18 protein-coding genes are annotated in these 18,908 nt (G+C 61.1%); 10 read left to right on the forward strand and 8 right to left on the reverse strand.

Annotated features, from left to right (window positions below; all coding sequences use genetic code 11):
- Nucleotides 1-100: 100 nt before the first annotated feature.
- A complete protein-coding gene (desA, locus tag ACP7D9_RS15490) occupies nt 101-1,285 on the reverse strand; it encodes a delta-9 fatty acid desaturase DesA (protein WP_312998272.1) in 1,185 nt (394 codons plus the stop codon).
- Between the two features lie 147 nt (nt 1,286-1,432).
- Here desA and dibA point away from each other — a divergent pair, with 147 nt between their 5' ends.
- The 6 genes from dibA (at nt 1,433) to ACP7D9_RS15520 (ending at nt 7,797) form a co-directional block, all read left to right on the forward strand.
- Nucleotides 1,433-3,352 carry a phosphodiesterase DibA gene (dibA, locus tag ACP7D9_RS15495; RefSeq protein ID WP_312998269.1) on the forward strand — a complete coding sequence of 640 codons (1,920 nt, stop codon included), beginning with the start codon at nt 1,433-1,435 and terminating at the stop codon, nt 3,350-3,352.
- Between the two features lie 238 nt (nt 3,353-3,590).
- Nucleotides 3,591-3,773 (forward strand): sulfur starvation response protein OscA, encoded by a 183-nt coding sequence (gene oscA, locus ACP7D9_RS15500; RefSeq protein ID WP_007917682.1) that lies wholly within the window; start codon nt 3,591-3,593, stop codon nt 3,771-3,773.
- A 157-nt stretch (nt 3,774-3,930) separates the two neighbouring features.
- Complete coding sequence (locus tag ACP7D9_RS15505; protein WP_101156989.1) at nt 3,931-4,944, forward strand: sulfate ABC transporter substrate-binding protein; 1,014 nt, start codon at nt 3,931-3,933, stop codon at nt 4,942-4,944.
- Nucleotides 4,945-5,100: 156 nt separating this feature from the next.
- The gene (cysT, locus tag ACP7D9_RS15510) at nt 5,101-5,919 is read left to right on the forward strand and encodes a sulfate ABC transporter permease subunit CysT (protein ID WP_312998264.1); all 819 of its coding nucleotides are present in this window, start codon (nt 5,101-5,103) and stop codon (nt 5,917-5,919) included.
- A 12-nt stretch (nt 5,920-5,931) separates the two neighbouring features.
- Complete coding sequence (cysW, locus tag ACP7D9_RS15515) at nt 5,932-6,804, forward strand: sulfate ABC transporter permease subunit CysW (protein WP_090288166.1); 873 nt, start codon at nt 5,932-5,934, stop codon at nt 6,802-6,804.
- A gap of 3 nt (nt 6,805-6,807) precedes the next feature.
- Nucleotides 6,808-7,797, forward strand: a complete 990-nt coding sequence (locus tag ACP7D9_RS15520; protein ID WP_312998256.1) for a sulfate/molybdate ABC transporter ATP-binding protein — start codon at nt 6,808-6,810, stop codon at nt 7,795-7,797.
- 114 nt (nt 7,798-7,911) lie between these two features.
- Here the strand turns inward: ACP7D9_RS15520 and ACP7D9_RS15525 are convergent, their stop codons facing one another.
- A complete protein-coding gene (locus tag ACP7D9_RS15525; protein ID WP_426158403.1) occupies nt 7,912-8,439 on the reverse strand; it encodes a DUF962 domain-containing protein in 528 nt (175 codons plus the stop codon).
- 84 nt (nt 8,440-8,523) lie between these two features.
- Here ACP7D9_RS15525 and ACP7D9_RS15530 point away from each other — a divergent pair, with 84 nt between their 5' ends.
- The gene (locus ACP7D9_RS15530) at nt 8,524-9,201 is read left to right on the forward strand and encodes a Crp/Fnr family transcriptional regulator (protein WP_426158405.1); all 678 of its coding nucleotides are present in this window, start codon (nt 8,524-8,526) and stop codon (nt 9,199-9,201) included.
- 121 nt (nt 9,202-9,322) lie between these two features.
- On the opposite strand, the gene uraH is transcribed toward ACP7D9_RS15530, so the two are convergent.
- Together uraH and ACP7D9_RS15540 are read right to left on the reverse strand one after the other, a co-directional pair.
- A complete protein-coding gene (gene uraH / locus ACP7D9_RS15535) occupies nt 9,323-9,733 on the reverse strand; it encodes a hydroxyisourate hydrolase (RefSeq protein ID WP_101156981.1) in 411 nt (136 codons plus the stop codon).
- Entirely contained in the window at nt 9,730-10,230 is a 501-nt protein-coding gene (locus ACP7D9_RS15540; RefSeq protein WP_426158408.1) for a GlcG/HbpS family heme-binding protein, read from the reverse strand. The genes uraH and ACP7D9_RS15540 overlap by 4 nt, the downstream gene beginning before the upstream one ends.
- Before the next feature lie 136 nt (nt 10,231-10,366).
- Between ACP7D9_RS15540 and ACP7D9_RS15545 the strand changes: the two genes are divergently transcribed.
- Both ACP7D9_RS15545 and ACP7D9_RS15550 read left to right on the forward strand, forming a co-directional pair.
- Nucleotides 10,367-11,047, forward strand: a complete 681-nt coding sequence (locus ACP7D9_RS15545) for a heavy metal response regulator transcription factor (RefSeq protein ID WP_041477440.1) — start codon at nt 10,367-10,369, stop codon at nt 11,045-11,047.
- A complete protein-coding gene (locus tag ACP7D9_RS15550; protein WP_426158410.1) occupies nt 11,037-12,422 on the forward strand; it encodes a heavy metal sensor histidine kinase in 1,386 nt (461 codons plus the stop codon). Before ACP7D9_RS15545 ends, ACP7D9_RS15550 begins: the two co-directional genes overlap by 11 nt.
- A 107-nt stretch (nt 12,423-12,529) precedes the next feature.
- On the opposite strand, the gene ACP7D9_RS15555 is transcribed toward ACP7D9_RS15550, so the two are convergent.
- On the reverse strand, nt 12,530-13,534 hold the full coding sequence (locus ACP7D9_RS15555; RefSeq protein WP_426158412.1) for an AraC family transcriptional regulator ligand-binding domain-containing protein: 1,005 nt from the start codon (nt 13,532-13,534) through the stop codon (nt 12,530-12,532).
- A gap of 100 nt (nt 13,535-13,634) precedes the next feature.
- On the opposite strand from ACP7D9_RS15555, the gene ACP7D9_RS15560 reads away from it, so the two are divergent.
- Nucleotides 13,635-14,708: a fatty acid desaturase gene (locus ACP7D9_RS15560; RefSeq protein WP_426158414.1), complete on the forward strand. Its 1,074-nt coding sequence runs from the start codon at nt 13,635-13,637 to the stop codon at nt 14,706-14,708.
- A 109-nt stretch (nt 14,709-14,817) separates the two neighbouring features.
- Here the strand turns inward: ACP7D9_RS15560 and ACP7D9_RS15565 are convergent, their stop codons facing one another.
- The 3 genes from ACP7D9_RS15565 to ACP7D9_RS15575 are packed head-to-tail and all read right to left on the reverse strand — an operon-like array spanning nt 14,818 to nt 18,853.
- Complete coding sequence (locus ACP7D9_RS15565; RefSeq protein ID WP_426158416.1) at nt 14,818-16,428, reverse strand: arylsulfatase; 1,611 nt, start codon at nt 16,426-16,428, stop codon at nt 14,818-14,820.
- A 14-nt stretch (nt 16,429-16,442) separates the two neighbouring features.
- Nucleotides 16,443-17,258, reverse strand: a complete 816-nt coding sequence (locus ACP7D9_RS15570) for an ABC transporter ATP-binding protein (protein ID WP_426158418.1) — start codon at nt 17,256-17,258, stop codon at nt 16,443-16,445.
- Nucleotides 17,255-18,853 (reverse strand): ABC transporter permease, encoded by a 1,599-nt coding sequence (locus ACP7D9_RS15575; RefSeq protein WP_426158420.1) that lies wholly within the window; start codon nt 18,851-18,853, stop codon nt 17,255-17,257. Before ACP7D9_RS15575 ends, ACP7D9_RS15570 begins: the two co-directional genes overlap by 4 nt.
- Between the last annotated feature and the right edge of the window lie 55 nt (nt 18,854-18,908).

The raw sequence follows: 18,908 nt of genomic DNA on the forward strand, positions 1-18,908 counted from the left end.
CACTACCGAGTCCCGCCAGGCGGCGAGGTGCAGGAGCTGATGCAGGCAACGAGGCTGCGATCTTTTGATCCAGAATCAGAAGATCGCAGCCAATGCCGGGTCAGACAGCCGCAGGACGCAGCGAGTAGGTTTTCAGCTGATCGGCAAAGTCACGCAACGACTGGATGCCACTGGCCTCCGCCTCGTGAATCCATTCCTTGATGGCGGCGAGCATGTCGTGGCCATTGGAGCTGGTCTTGACCCAGATCTGCTGCAGAGCCAAACGTTTTTCGTAAATGACTTTCAGCGCCTGGCTGTGTTCGAGCATGGTCTGGATGCGCAGGTGATGACGGTCTTCCAGCAGGCTGGTTTCCCGCGACAGCAGGCGTTTGGCCCGGTGGAACTGGTGGCGCACCGAATGATCGACCTTGGCCAGCTCTTGCTTGACCAGCGGGCCGATCACCAACTTGCGGTACTGGGCCATGATCTGGAACCGGTTGTTGAGGATCGCCATGGCGGTGTCCATATCCAGGCTGCCCTTGCCTTCGACGCGGTGGGCGATCGGTGCGACTCGCTGCACCTTGGCCAGACGCAGGAAGCAGAAGACCTTGATCCACGCCCAGCCGAGGTCGAATTCCCACTTCTTCACCGACAGCTTGGCCGAGTTGGGGTAGGTGTGATGGTTGTTGTGCAGTTCTTCGCCGCCGATCAGGATGCCCCACGGCACCAGATTGGTCGCCGCGTCACGGCATTCGAAATTGCGATAGCCGACAGCATGGCCCAGACCATTGATAACCCCCGCAGCCCACACCGGAATCCACATCATCTGGATGGCCCAGATAGTGATGCCGATGGTGCCGAACAGCAGCAGGTCGATGACGCCCATTATCGCTACGCCCAGCAGTGGGTAGCGGCTGTAGACGTTGCGTTCGATCCAGTCTTCAGGGCAGTTCTTGCCGTAGATGCGCAGGGTTTCCGGGTTCTGCGCTTCGCTGCGGTACAGCTCGGCACCGGTGCGCAGCACCGTGGACAGACCCTTGATCACCGGGCTGTGCGGGTCATCTTCGGTTTCGCATTTGGCGTGGTGTTTGCGGTGGATGGCAGTCCACTCGCGGGTGTTCTGTGCCGTGGTCAGCCACAGCCAGAAACGGAAAAAGTGCTTGAGACCCGCATTCAGCTCGAGCGAGCGGTGGGCCGAGTATCGGTGCAGATAGACCGTGACGGCAATAATAGTCACATGGGTCATCAGCAGGGTGACCGCGACCAGTGACCAGGCCGACAAGCCAAGAAAACCTTCGTACCACATAGGCTATAGGGCCCTCGATAAAGATAAAAACAGCCGTTGCATTATCACCAAGCACACAGATAAAACCAGTCGGCCTTTCAGATAAGAAGTCGCTGAATGTTTCTTCACCTATAATTCCAACCTTTTTGTAGGGACATGGACGACCGAATGTCTGCGACTTACCGCGATGCCCTGCGTGCAGCGCTGCTCTACCTCGTACTGGCCGCCGCATGGCTGCAGGTTTCTGATCATTTATTAAGCAAATTCTTCGATGACTCCGCTGAGCTGGCCCGTTGGCAACTGATCAACGGTTATCTGCTGGCGGCGGTCAGCGCCGGGCTGATTTTTCTCGCGCGGGCGCGTCTTTGCCGGTTTCTCGGCATTGGTGCGCGTCTGCGCGAGCGCCATAGCGACCGTGAGCGCCTGCGTCAGGCGGCCGCCGTGTTCGACTGCACCCGCGAAGGTGTGCTGGTTACCGATCATCGGGGCCTGATCGTGCACGTCAATCGCGCCTTTATCGAGATCACCGGTTATCGGCGCGACGAGGTGATCGGCCAGCAGCCCAGCCTGTTCAAGTCCGGCCACCATCCGTCGGGCTTTTATCAGGCGATGTTTGCCACTCTACAAGCCGAAGGTGAGTGGAGCGGGGAGATCTGGAACCGACGCAAGACCGGCGAGATTTATCCACAGTGGCAAACCATCCGGGCGATTCACGATGATTTCGGTCGGCTCAGTCACTACGTTGCGGTGTTCTCCGATATCAGTGCGATCAAGGATTCCGAGTCCGAGCTCAAACACCTGGCCCATCACGATCCGTTGACCGATCTGCCCAATCGTCTGCTGTTCAGCGACCGCGCCGAGCAGGCGCTGGCGTCGGCGCAAACGCACAAGCGTGGCTGTGCGCTGCTGATGCTCGATCTGGATCACTTCAAGATGATCAATGACAGTCTCGGGCATAACGTCGGTGACCGATTGCTCAAAGCGGTGGCGACGCGTTTGCAGGAACTGTTCGGTTCCGGCATCACCCTGGCGCGGTTGGGTGGCGACGAGTTCGCGGTGCTCGCGGAAAGTTGTCCACAGCCTGCGCAGGCGGCGGCATTGGCGCAACGGATGCTGGACGCGTTAAAGGAGCCGATGCTGATTGACGGCAATCAACTGTTCATCAATGCCAGCATCGGCATCAGTCTGTTCCCCAGCGATGCCTTGAGCGCCGAGCAGTTGTTGCGCAATGCCGACAGCGCGCTGTTCAAGGCCAAAAGCAGCGGGCGCAATGGCTACGCACTGTATACCGAAGAGCTGACCGCCCACGCCCAGCAACGGGTCGAAATCGCCTTCGAACTGCGCCGCGCACTGGAGCAAGAGGAACTGCGCGTCTATTACCAACCAGTGCATGACCTGCAAAGCAGCCGTCTGATCGGCGTCGAAGCACTGGTGCGCTGGCAACATCCGCAGCGCGGGCTGGTGTCGCCGGCAGAATTCATTCCGATTGCCGAGCGCACTGGGCTGATCGCCGACATTGATGCCTGGGTGATGCAGCAGGCCTGCCGGCAGATGTGCCAATGGCAGCAGAGCGGTGTGGTGCTGGCGTTCGTCGCGGTGAATGTTTCGTCGCGGCTGTTTGCCCGGCGTGAGCTTTATCAGCAGGTGGCGCAGGTGCTGCACGACACGGGGCTGGATCCGGCGTATCTGGAACTGGAAGTTACCGAAAGCGCGGTGATGGACGATCCGGAGGTGGCGCTGGAGCAGATGCATCGTTTGCGTGAACTGGGTGTGCGCCTGGCCATTGATGATTTCGGCACCGGTTATTCCTCGCTGCTGCGGCTCAAGCGGCTGCCGGTGCAGAAACTCAAGATCGATCAGGGCTTCGTCGCAGGTTTGCCGTGGGATGAGGATGACGTGGCGATTGTCCGGGTGATCATCGCGCTGGCGCGGAGCATGGGCATGCAGGTGCATGCCGAAGGGATCGAGCAGGTTGAGCAGGCGGCGTTTTTGCTGGAGCACGCGTGTGATCTGGGGCAGGGGTATTGGTTTGGGCGGCCGTTGCCTGCGCAGGATATCGATTGGGCAAGAGCGCCTGTGATTGAGTGAAGGATCAAAAGATCGCAGCCTTCGGCAGCTCCTACATGGATCGGTGTAGGAGCTGCCGAGGGCTGCGATCTTTTGCTTTTAGAGGCTGCAACCCCCTGTGAAGGCAGGTAAACAATTCTGGTTATATAAACATTCTTAAATAGTCTTTTTAAGAATATCCATGCCTCTCTTATATTGCTCCCACGCCGAACGCAGTGCCGCCCACTGCCAGGCAAATCCCCTTCAAAGGAGCAGCACCATGAGCGCATCCCTTCGCAGCGTTGACGGTCAGGACGAAAGCACCATCTTGCGTGAAATCCAGAGCGCGCTGCGCGATCTGCGGTTTGGCGCGGTGGAGATCACTGTGCATAACGCCCAGGTCGTGCAGATCGAACGCAAGGAGAAATTCCGCTTGCAGCAGCCCGGTAAGCAGCCGGGCTGAGATCAAAAGATCGTCCGATCGCGGCCCGAGCCTTCGGCGGCGCCTGCAGGGGGCTGTGTGTGTAGGAGCTGCCGAAGGCTGCGATCTTTAAAACGGCACCACAATTTCCGAAATACATAAGAAAAAGCCACCACCAGGAATTCCAGGAGCTTTCACCATGTCGTCGATTCGCCGTTACGCTTTGGCCGCGCTGGTCAGTGCCGTGTTTGCCGGTTCCGCCGTTGCCAAGGATTACGAACTGCTCAACGTGTCGTATGACCCGACGCGCGAGCTGTATCAGGAATACAACGCCGAATTCATCAAGTTCTGGCAGAAAGATCATGCCGGCGACACGGTGAAAATCCAGCAATCCCATGGCGGTTCGGGCAAGCAGGGTCGTGCGGTCATCGACGGTCTGCGTGCTGACGTGGTGACCCTGGCGCTGGCTGGTGACATCGACGAAATCGCCAAGCTCGGCAAGAGCCTGCCCGCCGACTGGCAGACGCGCCTGCCGCAAGCGAGCACGCCGTACACCTCGACCATCGTGTTCCTGGTGCGCAAGGGCAACCCGAAAGGCATCAAGGACTGGGGCGATCTGGTCAAGAACGACGTCTCGGTGATCACGCCGAACCCGAAAACGTCGGGCGGTGCGCGCTGGAACTTCCTCGCCGCGTGGGCCTATGGCCTGAAAGCCAACGGCGGTGATGAAGCCAAGGCCAAGGAATATGTGCAAACCCTGTTCAAGCATGTGCCGATCCTCGACACCGGCGCCCGTGGTTCGACCATTACCTTCGTCAACAACGGCCAGGGCGACGTGTTGCTGGCTTGGGAAAACGAAGCGTTCCTGGCGCTGAAAGAAGACGGCGGCGCAGACAAGTTCGACATCGTCGTGCCGTCGCTGTCGATTCTTGCCGAACCACCCGTGGCGGTGGTCGACAAGAATGCCGAGAAGAAAGGCAACGCGCAGATCGCCGAGGCCTACCTCAAGCACCTGTACAGCCCGGCCGGCCAGGAAATCGCCGCGAAAAATTTCTACCGACCTCGTGACAAGGACGTAGCGGCCAAGTACGCCCAGCAGTTCCCGAAACTGGAACTGGTGACCATCGACAAGGACTTCGGCGGCTGGAAATCCGCGCAGCCGAAATTCTTCAACGACGGCGGCGTGTTCGACCAGATTTATCAGGCGCAGTAATCTGACCCATAACGGGCCTGAAGCTCAGGCACGAAACCATGTGGGAGCGGGCTTGCTCGCGAAGACGGTATGTCAGGCGACGTAAATGTTGAATGAATACCCCCATTCGCGAGCAAGCCCGCTCCCACATTGATGCGTTTTCAACCAGGGACTTTTATGTCGCGTCGTATCTCCCCCGTCATACCCGGCTTCGGGCTGACGCTGGGTTACACCTTGGTGTACCTCAGCCTGATTGTGCTTATCCCGCTGGCGGCGATGTTCGTCCACGCCGCCCAGCTGACCTGGGATCAGTTCTGGACGATCATTTCCGCACCGCGGGTGCTGGCGGCGTTGAAGCTGAGCTTCGGCACCGCGCTGTGCGCGGCGATCATCAACGGCATCATCGGCACGCTGCTGGCCTGGGTGCTGGTGCGCTACAACTTCCCGGGGCGCAAGGTCATCGACGCGATGATCGATCTGCCGTTCGCGCTGCCCACCGCCGTGGCCGGTATCGCACTGACTGCGCTGTACGCCCCGGCCGGACTGGTCGGGCAGTTTGCCGCTGACCTGGGTTTCAAGATCGCCTACACCCCGCTGGGCATCACTTTGGCGCTGACCTTCGTCACACTGCCGTTCGTGGTGCGCACGGTGCAACCGGTGCTGGCCGACATTCCCCGTGAAGTCGAAGAAGCGGCGGCGTGCCTGGGTGCGAAGCCATGGCAAGTATTTCGCCACATTCTGGTTCCGGCACTGCTGCCCGCCTGGCTGACCGGTTTTGCTCTGGCGTTCGCCCGAGGTGTCGGCGAGTACGGTTCGGTGATTTTCATCGCCGGCAACATGCCGATGAAAACCGAGATCCTGCCGCTGCTGATCATGGTCAAGCTCGACCAGTACGATTACACCGGCGCCACGGCCATCGGCGTGTTGATGCTGGTGGTTTCCTTTGTCCTGTTGCTGCTGATCAACTTGCTGCAGCGGCGCATCGAAACCCCATAGGGAGGCGCGAACATGTCCCAATCGTCTATTGCGGCTGCCTCTGCGGCCAACGCTGCGCGGCGTGGCAGTGCGACTTCGCGCAGAGTCCTGATCGGCCTGGGCTGGCTGATCTTTTTCCTGTTTCTGCTGCTGCCGTTGTTCATTGTGGTATCGCAGGGTTTGAAGAATGGCCTTGGTGCATTTTTCACCGCGATTTTTGAACCGGACGCGCTTTCGGCATTGAAACTCACCGTGTTTGCGGTGCTGATATCGGTGCCGCTGAACCTGGTGTTCGGCGTCAGCGCCGCGTGGTGCGTGAGTAAATACTCGTTCCGCGGCAAGAGCATGCTGGTGACACTGATCGACCTGCCGTTTTCGGTGTCGCCAGTGATCGCCGGTCTGGTCTACGTGCTGATGTTCGGCGCTCAGGGTCTGTTCGGGCCGTGGCTGCAGGATCACGACATCCAGATCGTCTTCGCCCTGCCGGGCATTGTGCTGGCGACGATTTTCGTCACCGTGCCATTTGTGGCCCGCGAGCTGATTCCGCTGATGCAGGAACAAGGCACGCAGGAAGAAGAAGCGGCGCGCCTGCTCGGCGCCAATGGCTGGCAGATGTTCTGGCACGTCACCGTGCCGAACATCAAGTGGGGCCTGATTTATGGCGTGGTGTTGTGTACCGCGCGGGCCATGGGTGAGTTCGGTGCGGTGTCGGTGGTGTCCGGGCACATTCGCGGGGTGACCAACACCTTGCCGCTGCACGTCGAGATCCTCTACAACGAATACAACCACGTGGCCGCGTTCGCCGTGGCGAGCCTGTTGCTGATCCTGGCGCTCTTCATCCTGCTGCTCAAGCAGTGGAGCGAAAACCGTATCAACCGCCTGCGCGCCAGCGCCGCGGAGGAATAATTCATGTCGATCGAAGTGCGTAACGTCAGCAAGAATTTCAATGCGTTCAAGGCGCTGGACAACATCAGCCTGGACATTCAGAGCGGTGAGCTGGTGGCGCTGCTGGGGCCTTCGGGCTGTGGCAAAACCACTTTGCTGCGTATTATTGCTGGCCTGGAAACTCCGGATCAGGGCAACATCGTCTTCCACGGTGAAGACGTCTCCGGGCACGATGTGCGTGATCGCAACGTCGGTTTCGTGTTTCAGCACTACGCCTTGTTCCGGCACATGACGGTGTTCGACAACGTCGCGTTCGGTCTGCGCATGAAACCGAAAAACCAGCGCCCGAGCGAAAGCCAGATTGCAGGCAAGGTTCACGAACTGCTGAACATGGTGCAACTGGACTGGTTGTCGGATCGTTACCCGGAGCAGTTGTCCGGTGGTCAGCGTCAGCGCATCGCCCTGGCCCGTGCCCTGGCGGTGGAGCCGAAGGTGTTGCTGCTCGACGAGCCGTTCGGCGCCCTCGATGCCAAAGTGCGCAAGGAGCTGCGCCGCTGGCTCGCGCGGCTGCACGAAGACATCAACCTGACTTCGGTGTTCGTGACCCACGACCAGGAAGAAGCGATGGAAGTCGCCGACCGCATCGTGGTGATGAACAAAGGCGTGATCGAGCAGATTGGCTCACCGGGCGACGTCTACGAAAACCCGGCCAGCGATTTCGTTTATCACTTCCTCGGCGATTCGAATCGTTTGCTTCTCAGCGACGACAATCACGTGCTGTTCCGCCCGCACGAAGTGTCGTTGTCCAGGCATGAACTGGAAGATCACCACGCGGCAGAGGTGCGTGATATCCGGCCGTTGGGCGCGACTACCCGAGTGACGCTGAAGGTTGAAGGGCAGACGGATCTGATCGAGGCTGAAGTGGTGAAGGATCACGACAGCCTGATCGGCCTGGCCAAGGGTGAAACCCTGTTCTTCAAGCCGAAGGTCTGGCAGAAAGTCGCCAGCCTCTAAGATCAAAAGATCGCAGCCTGCGGCAGCTCCTACAGGGGTTTCGGTTGGTCACACATTTCGTGATCGACCAAACCCAATGTAGGAGCTGCCGCAGGCTGCGATCTTTCAAGCGGCCTAAGCCGCCGCTTTGCGATTCGGATTGACCCGCACCACCCCCGCCCGCAACTCGATCTCTTGTTTCAATTCCTGCCGCATCCCCAGCAAAAACGCCAACTCGGCGACGACAAACAGCGGCCCGACAACCAGCCCGCTGATGTCATCGACAAACGCTGGTTTGCGTCCTTCATAGTGATGCCCGACAAACTGGATCACCCAGCCCACCACAAACATCGCCAGGCCACTGCTCAGCCAGACCATGGTGCTCTGCTGCGCCAAAACATGCCCGGCCCAGACCGACAAACCCATGAGCACGGTCATTAACACCCCCAACTTCATCTCGAGGCGCAGGTAAAACCAAGCCGACGCCAGCGCGACGACAACGGCTGGAGATATCCACAACCCGCCCAGCGCCCATTGCGGCCGAGACAGCAGAACAGCCACCGCCACCACAATCAGCGGAATGCCGATAAAGTGGCTGGCAATGTTGCGCGGGTCGCGATGATAGGTGGCGTATTGACTGAGGTGGTCGACGAGGCTTTTCATTGTTGTTCCTCCAGTGGGGTTGGATGCATCATCCCTCGGGATCCGCGTTCGCTCTGTCGGGCAGGCGACACTCCAGGAGTGGTTATGCAAATTCGTGCACGGTTGCTCAGCGGCCAGTGGTTCAGTCATCTGCCTGGATCTTTTCAGGATAGCCTGCTGGCGCTGGCCCGGGAGCGGCGGCTGACGGCGGGGCAACGGCTGTTCCAGCGCGGCGATGCGCCGTGCGGTCTGTACGCGGTGCTCGATGGCGCCGTGCGCATTGGCGCGGTGAGCGAGCAGGGCAAGGAAGCGTTGTTGAGCCTGGTGGAGGCGCCGCACTGGTTCGGCGAAATCTGCCTGTTCGACAGTCAGCCACGTACCCATGACGCCTATGCGGTCGGGCCGTGTACCTTGCTGAATATTGCGCAGGCGGCGTTGCTCAAATTGCTCGACGAACAGCCGCAGTATTGGCGGCATCTGGCGTTGCTGATGAGCCACAAGTTGCGCCTGGCCTTTATTAATCTCGAACAGCTGAGCTTGCTGCCGGCCCCGGCGCGTCTGGCCCATCGCTTGCTGATGATCGCCGAAGGCTATGGCGAACTCGACGCACCACGCCGGGTGCTGCAACTGCCGCAAGAGCAACTGGCCGCAATGTTGTCGCTGTCGCGGCAGACAACCAATCAGATCCTCAAGGATCTGCAGGGGCAGGGGATTATTGGTTTGGCGTACGGCGAGATCGAAATCCTCGATGCCGCGCGATTGCGTGCACTGACCACGATTTGACTAACGCCTCACATCAACTGCGGAATCGGGCTTGCTCGCGAAAGCGGTGTGCCTGTAAACGCGTCCGTCGACTGACACTGCGCCTTCGCGAGCAAGCCCCCACATTTGATTGGCGTAGAGATCAAGAACCGCGATAGGTCGAGAAACCGTACGGGCTCAGCAGCAGCGGGATGTGGTAATGCTGATCGGTCTGCTTGACCTGAAAGATCACCGGAATTTCCGGGAAGAACGTCTCGTGCTTGATCTTCTGGTAGTACTCACCGGTCTTGAACACCACGCGGTATTCACCGGCTTCAAAAGTCTGTTTGGCCGGGAACAGTTCGGCGATTCGCCCCTGTTCGTTGGTGGTGCCCTGGGCCAGTGGCTGCCAGTTTTCACCGACGTGTTTTTCCAGGGTGACGTTGATGCCCGGTGACGGCAGGCCGTTTTCCAGGTTGAGCACGTGCACGCTCAGCGGGTTGCCAGCGGCCAGTGCCAGGCTTGAAACAGCGCTCAGGCCGAGGGCTGCAAGGGTCATGCGCAAGGTGGTCATGGTTGGATCTCCTTAGTGGAACGGGTGGTGGTCAGGCCGGCTTTGTCGGCGGCGGCGCGAGCGCAGTTTTCGTCTTGCTCACCGCCGCCGGAGCCTGCCACGCCCATGGCGCCGACCAGTTCGCTGCCGGCGAACAGCGGAATGCCGCCGCCGAGCAACAGCAATTCATCGAGTGTGTTGAGGTTGGCGGTTTCCGGGTTGCTGCGGGCGCGCTCGGCGAACAGCCGCGTCGGCGTCTTGGTCGAGAGCGCGGTGTAGGCCTTGCGCTGGCTGGCGGCGGTGTTGTGCGGGCCGACGCCGTCACCACGCAAGGTCACCAGCAGATTGCCGCCATGGTCGAGCACCGACACTGTGCCGGTGCAACTGCTCATCGCTTTGTCGGCCAGCCAGCGTGCGGTTTTCAGGTCGAGATCGGCGTGGCGCGGCAGTTCTGGCGTGGCGCTCGCGGCGCCGCTGAGGCCGAGGATCAGGCTGGCGACAAGGTATTTGACGGTCATGTGCAGGCTCCGATTGGGAAGGTCTGCACCTTAACCGGCGCACTTCGTCAGAACCCCGTCAGGCGGATTACAAGTTTGTAATGGGCAACGGCGCCGAACACGCCTAGCCTGTGTACCTGATCAATCGAGGTGTGCCATGCGTTTGCTGGTCGTAGAAGATGAAGCCAAAACCGCCAACTTCCTCGCCAAGGGCCTGGGCGAGTCGGGTTTTGCCGTGGATGTGGCGCTCAATGGTCTCGATGGCCGCTATTTCATCGAGCAGCAGGAATACGACCTGATCATCCTCGATGTGATGCTGCCGGGCCTCAACGGCTGGCAATTGCTGCAACTGATCCGCCAGCGCGGCGCCACGCCGGTGCTGTTTCTCACCGCCAAGGACGCCATCGAAGACCGCGTCCGTGGTCTTGAGCTGGGCGCCGATGATTATCTGCTCAAACCTTTCGCCTTCGCCGAACTGCTCGCGCGGGTGCGCACACTGCTGCGACGCGGGCCGATGCGCGAAGCCGAGTCGTACAGCATCGCCGATCTGGAAATCGACGTGCTGCGCCGCCGCGTCAGTCGTGGTGGCCAGCGCATCGCCCTGACCAACAAGGAGTTCGCCCTGCTGCAATTGCTCGCCAGCCGCCAGGGCGAAGTGCTTTCGCGCACGCTGATCGCTTCGCAGGTGTGGAACCTGAATTTCGACAGCGACACCAACATGGTCGAGGTCGCCGTCCGGCGTTTGCGCGCCAAGGTCGACGATCCGTACATGCCGAAACTTATCCACACCGTGCGCGGCGTCGGTTATCAACTGGAAGCGCCGGACGATGTGGAGTAAATCGATCGCCTGGCGTCTGGCACTGGCGTTCGCCGTAGTCTGCGCGCTGGTGCTGAGCGCAATCGGCGTTTTTCTCTACCGCTCGCTGGCCTCGGAATTGGCCTTTCGGGACGACATGGCCCTGCTTGGTCGTCTCGAGCAAGTGCGCGCCTTGCTCGCCGACAGCGACAGCCTCGACGCCTTGCAGGCACGGCCACGGCTGTACCAAAACATGCTCGGCAACCTCGACAGCCTGCTGCTGGTGCGCCGGGCTGACGGTTCCAGCGTGATCGCGATCAACCCGCGCCAGCGTGAGTTGCCGGCGCTCGATGCGTTACCGCAAGAGCAAATGCCGCAGCGCCGCGACGTGCTCACCTGGCAGGCGCACGACGGTGCCGAACTGGCCTTGCTGTCCGGCCAGGCGCTAGGCCCCAACGGTGAAACCCTGACCGTGATTGCCGGCAAGGTGCTCAGCGAGCGCGAGCAGATGCTCGGCATTTATCGCCTGCGCCTGTATTTGTCCGTCGGCCTCGGCGCGTTGCTCGCTTTTGCGCTAGGCCTGTTGTTGCTGCGTCGGGGACTGCAACCGTTGCATCAGTTGAGCGAGGCCGTACGCAGTATCGATCTGCGCAGCCTTGATCGACGCCTGCCGGTTGACGGCACGCCGACCGAGTTGCGCGAACCGGTGCACGCGCTCAACGCCATGCTCGTGCGGCTGGACGACAGCGTGCAGCGCCTGTCGCAATTCTCTGCCGACCTCGCCCATGAAATCCGCACGCCGCTGCACACCTTGCTCGCGAGCAACGGCCAGGCCCTCAACCACCCGCGCAGCACGGCTGAATATCAGGAAGTGCTGGCCTCGAACATGGAAGAGTTCGAACGGCTCAAGCGCATGGCCGAGAACCTGATGTTCCTCGCCCGCGCCGAACAGGCCGAACGCGCGCTCAATCTGCAACCTCTGGACTTGCGCAACGTTGGCGACGAGCTCTGCGATTACTTCGAAGCCCTGGCCGATGATCGCGAACTTCAGCTGCAAAACCGCATGCACGGCAAATTGCTCGCCGACCAGCAACTGCTGCAACGCGCCCTCGGCAACCTGCTGGCCAACGCTGTCCGCCATGCCGACCCCGGCACCCTGATCAGCCTGCAACGCCGCGACGAACCGGATAGGTGCTGGCTGCAAGTGCACAACCACGGCCCGGTCATCGCGCCTGAGCATCTTGGCAAACTGTTCGACCGCTTTTATCGCGTCGATCCTTCGCGTGCTGAACCGGGGGATTCGGGTGGGTTGGGACTGGCGATTGTGCAGTCGATCATGCAGTTGCATGGCGGACAGGTGCGGGTGAGGAGTGATGCTGACGGCACCGTGTTCGAGCTGGGCTTTTTGATGATTTGAAGGACGCCTTCGCGAGCAAGCCCGCTCCCACAGGGGAATGCATTTCAAATATGGGAGCGGGCTTGCTCGCGAAGAGGCCAGTCGATGCACGGCAAATGCCGAGTTACTCAACGCAACCCATCGCGAAACTGCCCCGGCGTCATACCCGTCCAGCGCTTGAACGCGCGGCTGAAGCTGCTGGTGTCGGCGAATCCCAGCAGATAACTCACCTCACTCAACGAGCATTGCGGGTCGCGCAGGTGCAGCAGCGCGAGGTTTTCGCGGCTTTCGTTGAGCAAGGTGTCGAAGCGGCAACCTTCATCCGCCAGATGCCGTTGCAGGCTGCGCAGGCTCAGGTGCAAGGCCTGGGCGATGCGTTCGGCGCTCGGTTCGCCTTCGGGTAATTGTTCTTCAATGGCATCGCGCACTTTGCGTTCCCAGGTCAGCGGCTTGAGCTGGGCGAGGGTGCGTTTGAGCACCGCTTCGTTGTGTTCGGCCAGTTCCGGGTTGGCGTCGTCGAGGTGGCTATCGAAGTCGGCGAGGGCGAATTCCAGGCGATCCTCGGCGCAGCCGAAATGCACAGATGCGCGAAAGACTTTGTGCCATTGATGGGCATCGGTCGGTTCAGGGCGGCGCAGATAAACCGCCAGCGGCGCGTAATCACGGCCGAGTCGATTGCGGCAGGTGCGCACATAGATCGCGGCGAAGGCGTCGATGGCTTCGAAGGCCGGCGCCGGGTTGCCTGGGGGAATTTTCAGGCGGAATTGATAGCGGTCTTCGTGGCGGCTCAGCTCCAGTTCCAGCGCATCGCTGACCACCGGGTGATAACGCACGATGCGCTCGAACACCTCGCGCAAACTGCCGCTGGCTACCAGCGCATAACCGAGCGCGTGGAAGGTAGTCGGGCTGACAAAACGCGACACGCGCAAGCCCAGCGCCGGGTCGCCGCTGGCCTCGACGGCAAGCGCCCATAAACGCGTGGTGCCGGACAGCGGATAGCGCGCGTTGGGGTCGTCCATCAGGCTCGGGTCGAGCCCGGCCTGTTGGCACAAGGCAAAGCTGTCCAGCCCCAGCGCGTCGAGTTGTTTGCGCAAGGCGCGGGTCCAGCTGGCAAGGGAGGTCGGTTCCTTCATGCGGATTGGCGCGTCCGGTCAACAGGTTGGCGTTCTTGGCTAGCGCGGATCGAACCACGGCGAGGCACGATGCATTCATCTTAGACCCGAGGATGGAAGCATGGACGGTACTTCTGCAAGCCCCGAACGACTGAATGCGGCGCAGCGCTCGGCACATATTCGCCAGGTGGTGCTGGCCAAAGGTGTGGAATTGCGTGAGCGCTACCCGATTCTTCAGCATCAGGATGCTCTGGGCACGGGGATTCTGGCGTTCGCGCTGGCCGGAATGATCGGCTCGGCGGCGCTGTACATCACCGGCCATATGGCTTGGTGGGTGTGCCTGCTGCTCAATGCGTTTTTCGCCTCGCTGACCCATGAGCTGGAACATGACCTGATCCACAGCATGTACTTCCGCAAACAGCGCGTGCCGCACAACCTGATGATGGCCCTGGTCTGGCTGGCGCGGCCGAGCACGATCAATCCCTGGATCCGTCGGCATCTGCACCTCAACCATCACAAAGTGTCCGGCACCGAAGCCGACATGGAAGAGCGCGCGATCGCCAACGGCGAGCCGTGGGGTTTTGCGCGACTGTTGATGGTGGGCGACAACGTGATGTCGGCGTTCATCCGCCTGCTCCGCGCCAAGACCTGGGCGCACAAGCTGAGCATCGGCAAACGCGTGCTCAAGGTCTACGCACCGCTGGCGCTGCTGCACTGGGGCGCGTGGTATGTATTTCTCGGCTTTCACGCGGCCAACGGCATCGCGCATTTGCTCGGCTCGCCCATCGAGTGGTCGGCCACCACGCTCTCGGTGATGCAGGTGATCGATATCGCCGCCGTGGTGATCATCGGCCCCAACGTATTGCGCACTTTTTGCCTGCACTTCATCAGCTCGAACATGCATTACTACGGTGACGTCGAACCGGGCAATGTGCTGCAGCAATGCCAGGTGCTGAACCCTTGGTGGCTGTGGCCGTTGCAGGCGTTCTGCTTCAACTTCGGCAGCAGTCACGGGATTCATCATTTCGTGGTCAAGGAGCCGTTCTACATTCGCCAGATGACCGTGCCGGTGGCACACAAGGTGATGCGCGAGATGGGCGTGCGCTTTAATGATTTTGGGACGTTCGGGCGGGCGAACCGGTTTGTTCGGCAGGCTGAGATGGTGAGCGAAGAGGTACGTTCAGCTCAGGCCTGATGGGTTGTTTTCAAGCGCCTCTTCGCGAGCAAGCCCACATTGGATCTGTGATCGACACAAATCCCCTGTGGGAGCGGGCTTGCTCGCGAAGGCGTCAGATCAGGCAACGTCAATCCGGCTGAAACGGCGAAGCACTGAGGATCACTCCGGTCTCCTCGACATAGCGCTGCCAATGCCCGATCAGATCAGTGAGTTTCAGCGGCTGACTCAACGCCAGATCATGAATCTCCCCCGGATCGCTAGCCAGATCATAGAGCTGCCAGGTCGCCGGCCCGACAGGCCCGGGAATCCACACGGCCTTCCACGAGCCCTGGCGAATCGCCCGTCGGCCGAACAACTCCCAACCGGTCACCGTGTGTTCGTCATGCACCTGCGCGGTCTCGCCGGACAAAAAGCCCAGCCACGACTTGCCGCGCAGTGGCGCCACCGCTTTGCCTTTCCACTGTTTGCCCGGATGCCGCACGCCAGCCAGATCGAGAATGGTCGGGGTAATGTCCATCACCGTGCCGAAACCATGGCTGATCTGCCCTTTGAGTGGCAGTTGCGGATAGTGCAGCAGCGCCGGCACGCGAATCCCGCCCTCGGTGGTGAAAGCCTTGAACAAGCGTGACGGCGCGGTTGCCACTTGCGCCCAGTTCGGCCCGTACCAGACGTAGGAATTGGCCCGGCCGATGTTGTCGAGGCTGTTGTCGTAATGCTGGTTGAGGTAGGTCATCAGCTCCGGGCCGAACTTGGGGAACGCTTCCAGCAGCGCGCCTTCGGCCCCGTTGTCGGACATGAACAGGATGAACGTGTTGTCGAGCTGGCCTTGCTGGCGCAGGTAATCGATGACCCGGCCGATGTTCCAGTCCATGCGCTCGACCATCGCCGCGTAGACTTCCATGGCGCGTGCGGAAATCTGCTTTTGTTCATTGCTCAACGCGTCCCATTGTGTGCTGAGTTGTATGAGTGGATGCGGTTCGACGTCCGCTTCGATCAGGCCCAGTGCCTTGAGTTTTTCAAGGCGCTCGAGGCGCAGCACTTGCGGGCCAGCGTCATAGCGGCCGCGGTATTTCGCGACGATCTCGGCCGGTGCCTGCAGCGGCCAGTGCGGCGCGGAGAAGGGCAGATAGGCAAAGAACGGCCGGGTCTGATCGCGCTCCTTGAGGTACTGCAGCAGCTTGTCGCCGAAGGCATCGGAGGAATAGAAATCCTTCGGCAACTCGTCAACAAACTGATCGTCCTCGATGTACAGCGCCGGGGTGGATTTCAGCAGGCCCGGCGTTTGCTCATCGTAGGTCGGCTCGAAACCATAGTGGTTGGCAGCGCCCGGCAACAGTGAAAACGAGCGCTCGAAACCGCGCGCATGGGGCGCCAGTTCGGCCTTAAGACCGAGATGCCATTTACCACTCATCAAAGTTTGGTAACCAGCCTCACGCAGCAGCTCAGGCAGCGCGACGACGCGGTCGTTGAGGTAGCCCTCGTAACCGGGTTTGCCGATCAGTTCCGGGGTCAACGCTTCGGCCATGGTGCCGATGCCGGCGATGTGGTGATCGGTGCCGGTCAGCAGCATCGAGCGCGTCGGCGAGCAGGTCGGTGCGGTGTGGAAATCGGTCAGGCGCAGGCCGTTCTCGGCCAGCGCATCGAGGTTCGGCGTAGCGATTTCGCCGCCGAACGCACCGATGTCGGAAAAGCCTAGGTCGTCGGCCAGAATCACTAGAAAGTTGGGACGTTGCGGCATCGCGAAACTCCTGTTCAGCAGGCAATGAACGTCAGCGGCAGATCGCGGATCTGCACCGGTGCGCTCGGTTGGTAATGGTCATCACTGGTCAGCTCGTGCAGCAGTTCTTCGCGCAGCTGATGAAAGTCGTAACTGCTGCGCTGGCGCGGGTGCGGCAGGGCGATGTCGACCACTTGCTTGATCCGCCCCGGACGCGGCTCCATCACCACCACGCGGTCGGCCAGAAAAATCGCTTCCTCGACATCGTGGGTCACCAGAATCGTGGTGATCTGTGCCCGCTCGCGGATCGCCAGCAGCTCGTCCTGCATTTGCTGGCGGGTCAGTGCGTCGAGGGCGCCGAAGGGTTCATCGAGCAACAGGATCCGCGGGCTGGCGACGAGGCCGCGCGCTATCGCCACGCGCTGCGCCATGCCGCCGGAGAGTTGATGCGGATAGGCTGCGGTGAAATCGCTGAGGCCGACCAGCTCGATAAAGTCTGTGATGCGTTGTTGTTTCTGCGCTGTGCTCAGCGGCTCATTGACCAGGCCCAAGCCGATGTTGTCGGCGACCGTCAGCCACGGAAACAGACGATGTTCCTGAAAGACGATGCCGCGCTCGCCGCCGATGCCGCTGACGGCCTTGCCATCGACACTGATCTGTCCGCGAAACTCGGTGTCGAGGCCGACCAGCAGACGCAGCAAAGTGGATTTGCCGCAGCCGCTGGAGCCGACGATGGCGACGAATTCGCCCTCGGCGATGTCCAGGTTGAATTCGCGAATTGCCTCCAGTTCGAAACCGTTGACGGCGAAGGATTTGCCTACGTGGTTAAAGCTGACAATCGGTGCGTTCATGCGTGTCTCCAGCGGGTCGCGCGAATTTCCAGGCGTTGGCCGATCAGGTTGAGCAGGGCGCCGGTGAGGCCGACCAGCAGCATGCCGGCCATGATCAGATCCATGCGCAGCAACTGTTGCGCGCCGATCATCTGGCTGCCGATGCCGCCATTGGACGGCATGAAATATTCAGCGCCGATGGTGCCCAGCCAGGCGTAGATCAGGCTCAATCGCAGCCCGGCGAAAATTCCCGGCGCAGCGCCGGGCAGCACCAGTCGGCGCAGACGCTGGCCGAGGCTCAGGCGCAGCACCTGGGCGGCCTCGTTGAGTTGCGGCGAGAGGTTGACGACGCTGCGCTGGGTGGCGATGAACAGCGGGAAAAATGCGGCGAGCGCGACGAACACCCACTTGGCCAGTTCTCCGAGGCCGAACCACGCGGTCAGCAGTGGCACCCAGGCGAAAATCGCAATCTGCCGCAGTGCGGCGAGTGTCGGGCCGACCAACCGTTCGCTGAAACGCGACAGGCCGAGGAGCAAGCCCAAGGCGAAACCGAGGCCGCCACCGATCAGCAAGCCGCCGAGGGTGCGGCTAAGGCTCAGCGCCATGCCGTTGACCAGCGTGCCGTCGAGCAGTCCGTCCCATGCCGTGCTCAGCACAGCCGCCGGGCTGACCAGAATATTCGCGTCGATCCACTGCTGATCATTGGCCATCTGCCAAAGCGCCAACAAGCCCAGCGGCAGCAACCACGGTTGCAGGCGTTGCCAGCCTTGGTAGCGCGGGCCGCGTGTGATGTGTGCAGTGGCCGGGTGCGGCCAGTGCACCAGTTTGCGGTCGAGCAGACCGATGCCGCGATCCATCGCCACGCCGATCAGACCGATGACCACAATGCACACGAACACGATGTCGAGCATGAACAACTGCCGCGCCCAGACCATCAGATAGCCGATGCCTTCACTGGAGGCCAGCAGCTCGACCGCCAGCAATGAGGTCCAGCCGGCGGCGAGTGCCAGGCGCACGCCGGCCATGAACGCCGGCAGCGCAGCGGGAAGCACCAGGCGACGAATCAGCAGACGCGGCGGCAGGCGCAATACGGCGGCGGCTTCGCGCAGTTTCGGTTGTGCATCGCGCACGCCGACCAGTGTGTGCAAAGTCACCGGCACCACGATGGCCTTGATCAGCACCACCAGTTTCAGCACTTCACCGATGCCGAAAAACACCATGAACAGCGGAATCCACGCCAGCGTCGGCACCTGCGCCAATCCAGCAAATGTCGGAAAAACCAGGCGCTCCAGACGTTGGCTGAAACCCAGCGCGGCGCCGAGCACCGCGCCGGTCGAAACGCCTGCAAGCAAACCCCAGAACAGCCGTTGCAGGCTGATCCACAAATGGCTCCACAGCTCGCCATGCGCCAGTTCCACAGCGCTGCTCCACACCAGCGATGGCGCCGGCAGGATCTGCTCGCTCATCCACTGATTGCGCGCGGCCAGCCACCACAGGACGAACAGGCTGACGGGCAGCAGCCAGGGCAACAGGCGTTGATTCAGACTGGGCCAGGTGCGACGGCTTTTCAGCGGCGGCGCGGCCAGCGGCAGACGGAGCAGGGATTGACGGGCCATGGGTGACCTCCGTTGTCGGGTTGGATCAAGATCGAGTCAAGAGAGAAGATCGCAT

It is taken from the genome of Pseudomonas sp. TSRC2-2, from assembly GCF_049897785.1.
GTDB lineage: Bacteria > Pseudomonadota > Gammaproteobacteria > Pseudomonadales > Pseudomonadaceae > Aquipseudomonas.

What these genes read in the sequence shown, in the direction of transcription:
- desA (WP_312998272.1), bottom strand. Translation starts at nt 1,285, where the DNA reads ATGTGGTACGAAGGTTTTCTTGGCTTGTCGGCCTGGTCACTGGTCGCG.
- dibA (WP_312998269.1), top strand. Translation starts at nt 1,433, where the DNA reads ATGTCTGCGACTTACCGCGATGCCCTGCGTGCAGCGCTGCTCTACCTC.
- oscA (WP_007917682.1), top strand. Translation starts at nt 3,591, where the DNA reads ATGAGCGCATCCCTTCGCAGCGTTGACGGTCAGGACGAAAGCACCATC.
- ACP7D9_RS15505 (WP_101156989.1), top strand. Translation starts at nt 3,931, where the DNA reads ATGTCGTCGATTCGCCGTTACGCTTTGGCCGCGCTGGTCAGTGCCGTG.
- cysT (WP_312998264.1), top strand. Translation starts at nt 5,101, where the DNA reads ATGTCGCGTCGTATCTCCCCCGTCATACCCGGCTTCGGGCTGACGCTG.
- cysW (WP_090288166.1), top strand. Translation starts at nt 5,932, where the DNA reads ATGTCCCAATCGTCTATTGCGGCTGCCTCTGCGGCCAACGCTGCGCGG.
- ACP7D9_RS15520 (WP_312998256.1), top strand. Translation starts at nt 6,808, where the DNA reads ATGTCGATCGAAGTGCGTAACGTCAGCAAGAATTTCAATGCGTTCAAG.
- ACP7D9_RS15525 (WP_426158403.1), bottom strand. Translation starts at nt 8,439, where the DNA reads ATGAAAAGCCTCGTCGACCACCTCAGTCAATACGCCACCTATCATCGC.
- ACP7D9_RS15530 (WP_426158405.1), top strand. Translation starts at nt 8,524, where the DNA reads ATGCAAATTCGTGCACGGTTGCTCAGCGGCCAGTGGTTCAGTCATCTG.
- uraH (WP_101156981.1), bottom strand. Translation starts at nt 9,733, where the DNA reads ATGACCACCTTGCGCATGACCCTTGCAGCCCTCGGCCTGAGCGCTGTT.
- ACP7D9_RS15540 (WP_426158408.1), bottom strand. Translation starts at nt 10,230, where the DNA reads ATGACCGTCAAATACCTTGTCGCCAGCCTGATCCTCGGCCTCAGCGGC.
- ACP7D9_RS15545 (WP_041477440.1), top strand. Translation starts at nt 10,367, where the DNA reads ATGCGTTTGCTGGTCGTAGAAGATGAAGCCAAAACCGCCAACTTCCTC.
- ACP7D9_RS15550 (WP_426158410.1), top strand. Translation starts at nt 11,037, where the DNA reads ATGTGGAGTAAATCGATCGCCTGGCGTCTGGCACTGGCGTTCGCCGTA.
- ACP7D9_RS15555 (WP_426158412.1), bottom strand. Translation starts at nt 13,534, where the DNA reads ATGAAGGAACCGACCTCCCTTGCCAGCTGGACCCGCGCCTTGCGCAAA.
- ACP7D9_RS15560 (WP_426158414.1), top strand. Translation starts at nt 13,635, where the DNA reads ATGGACGGTACTTCTGCAAGCCCCGAACGACTGAATGCGGCGCAGCGC.
- ACP7D9_RS15565 (WP_426158416.1), bottom strand. Translation starts at nt 16,428, where the DNA reads ATGCCGCAACGTCCCAACTTTCTAGTGATTCTGGCCGACGACCTAGGC.
- ACP7D9_RS15570 (WP_426158418.1), bottom strand. Translation starts at nt 17,258, where the DNA reads ATGAACGCACCGATTGTCAGCTTTAACCACGTAGGCAAATCCTTCGCC.
- ACP7D9_RS15575 (WP_426158420.1), bottom strand. Translation starts at nt 18,853, where the DNA reads ATGGCCCGTCAATCCCTGCTCCGTCTGCCGCTGGCCGCGCCGCCGCTG.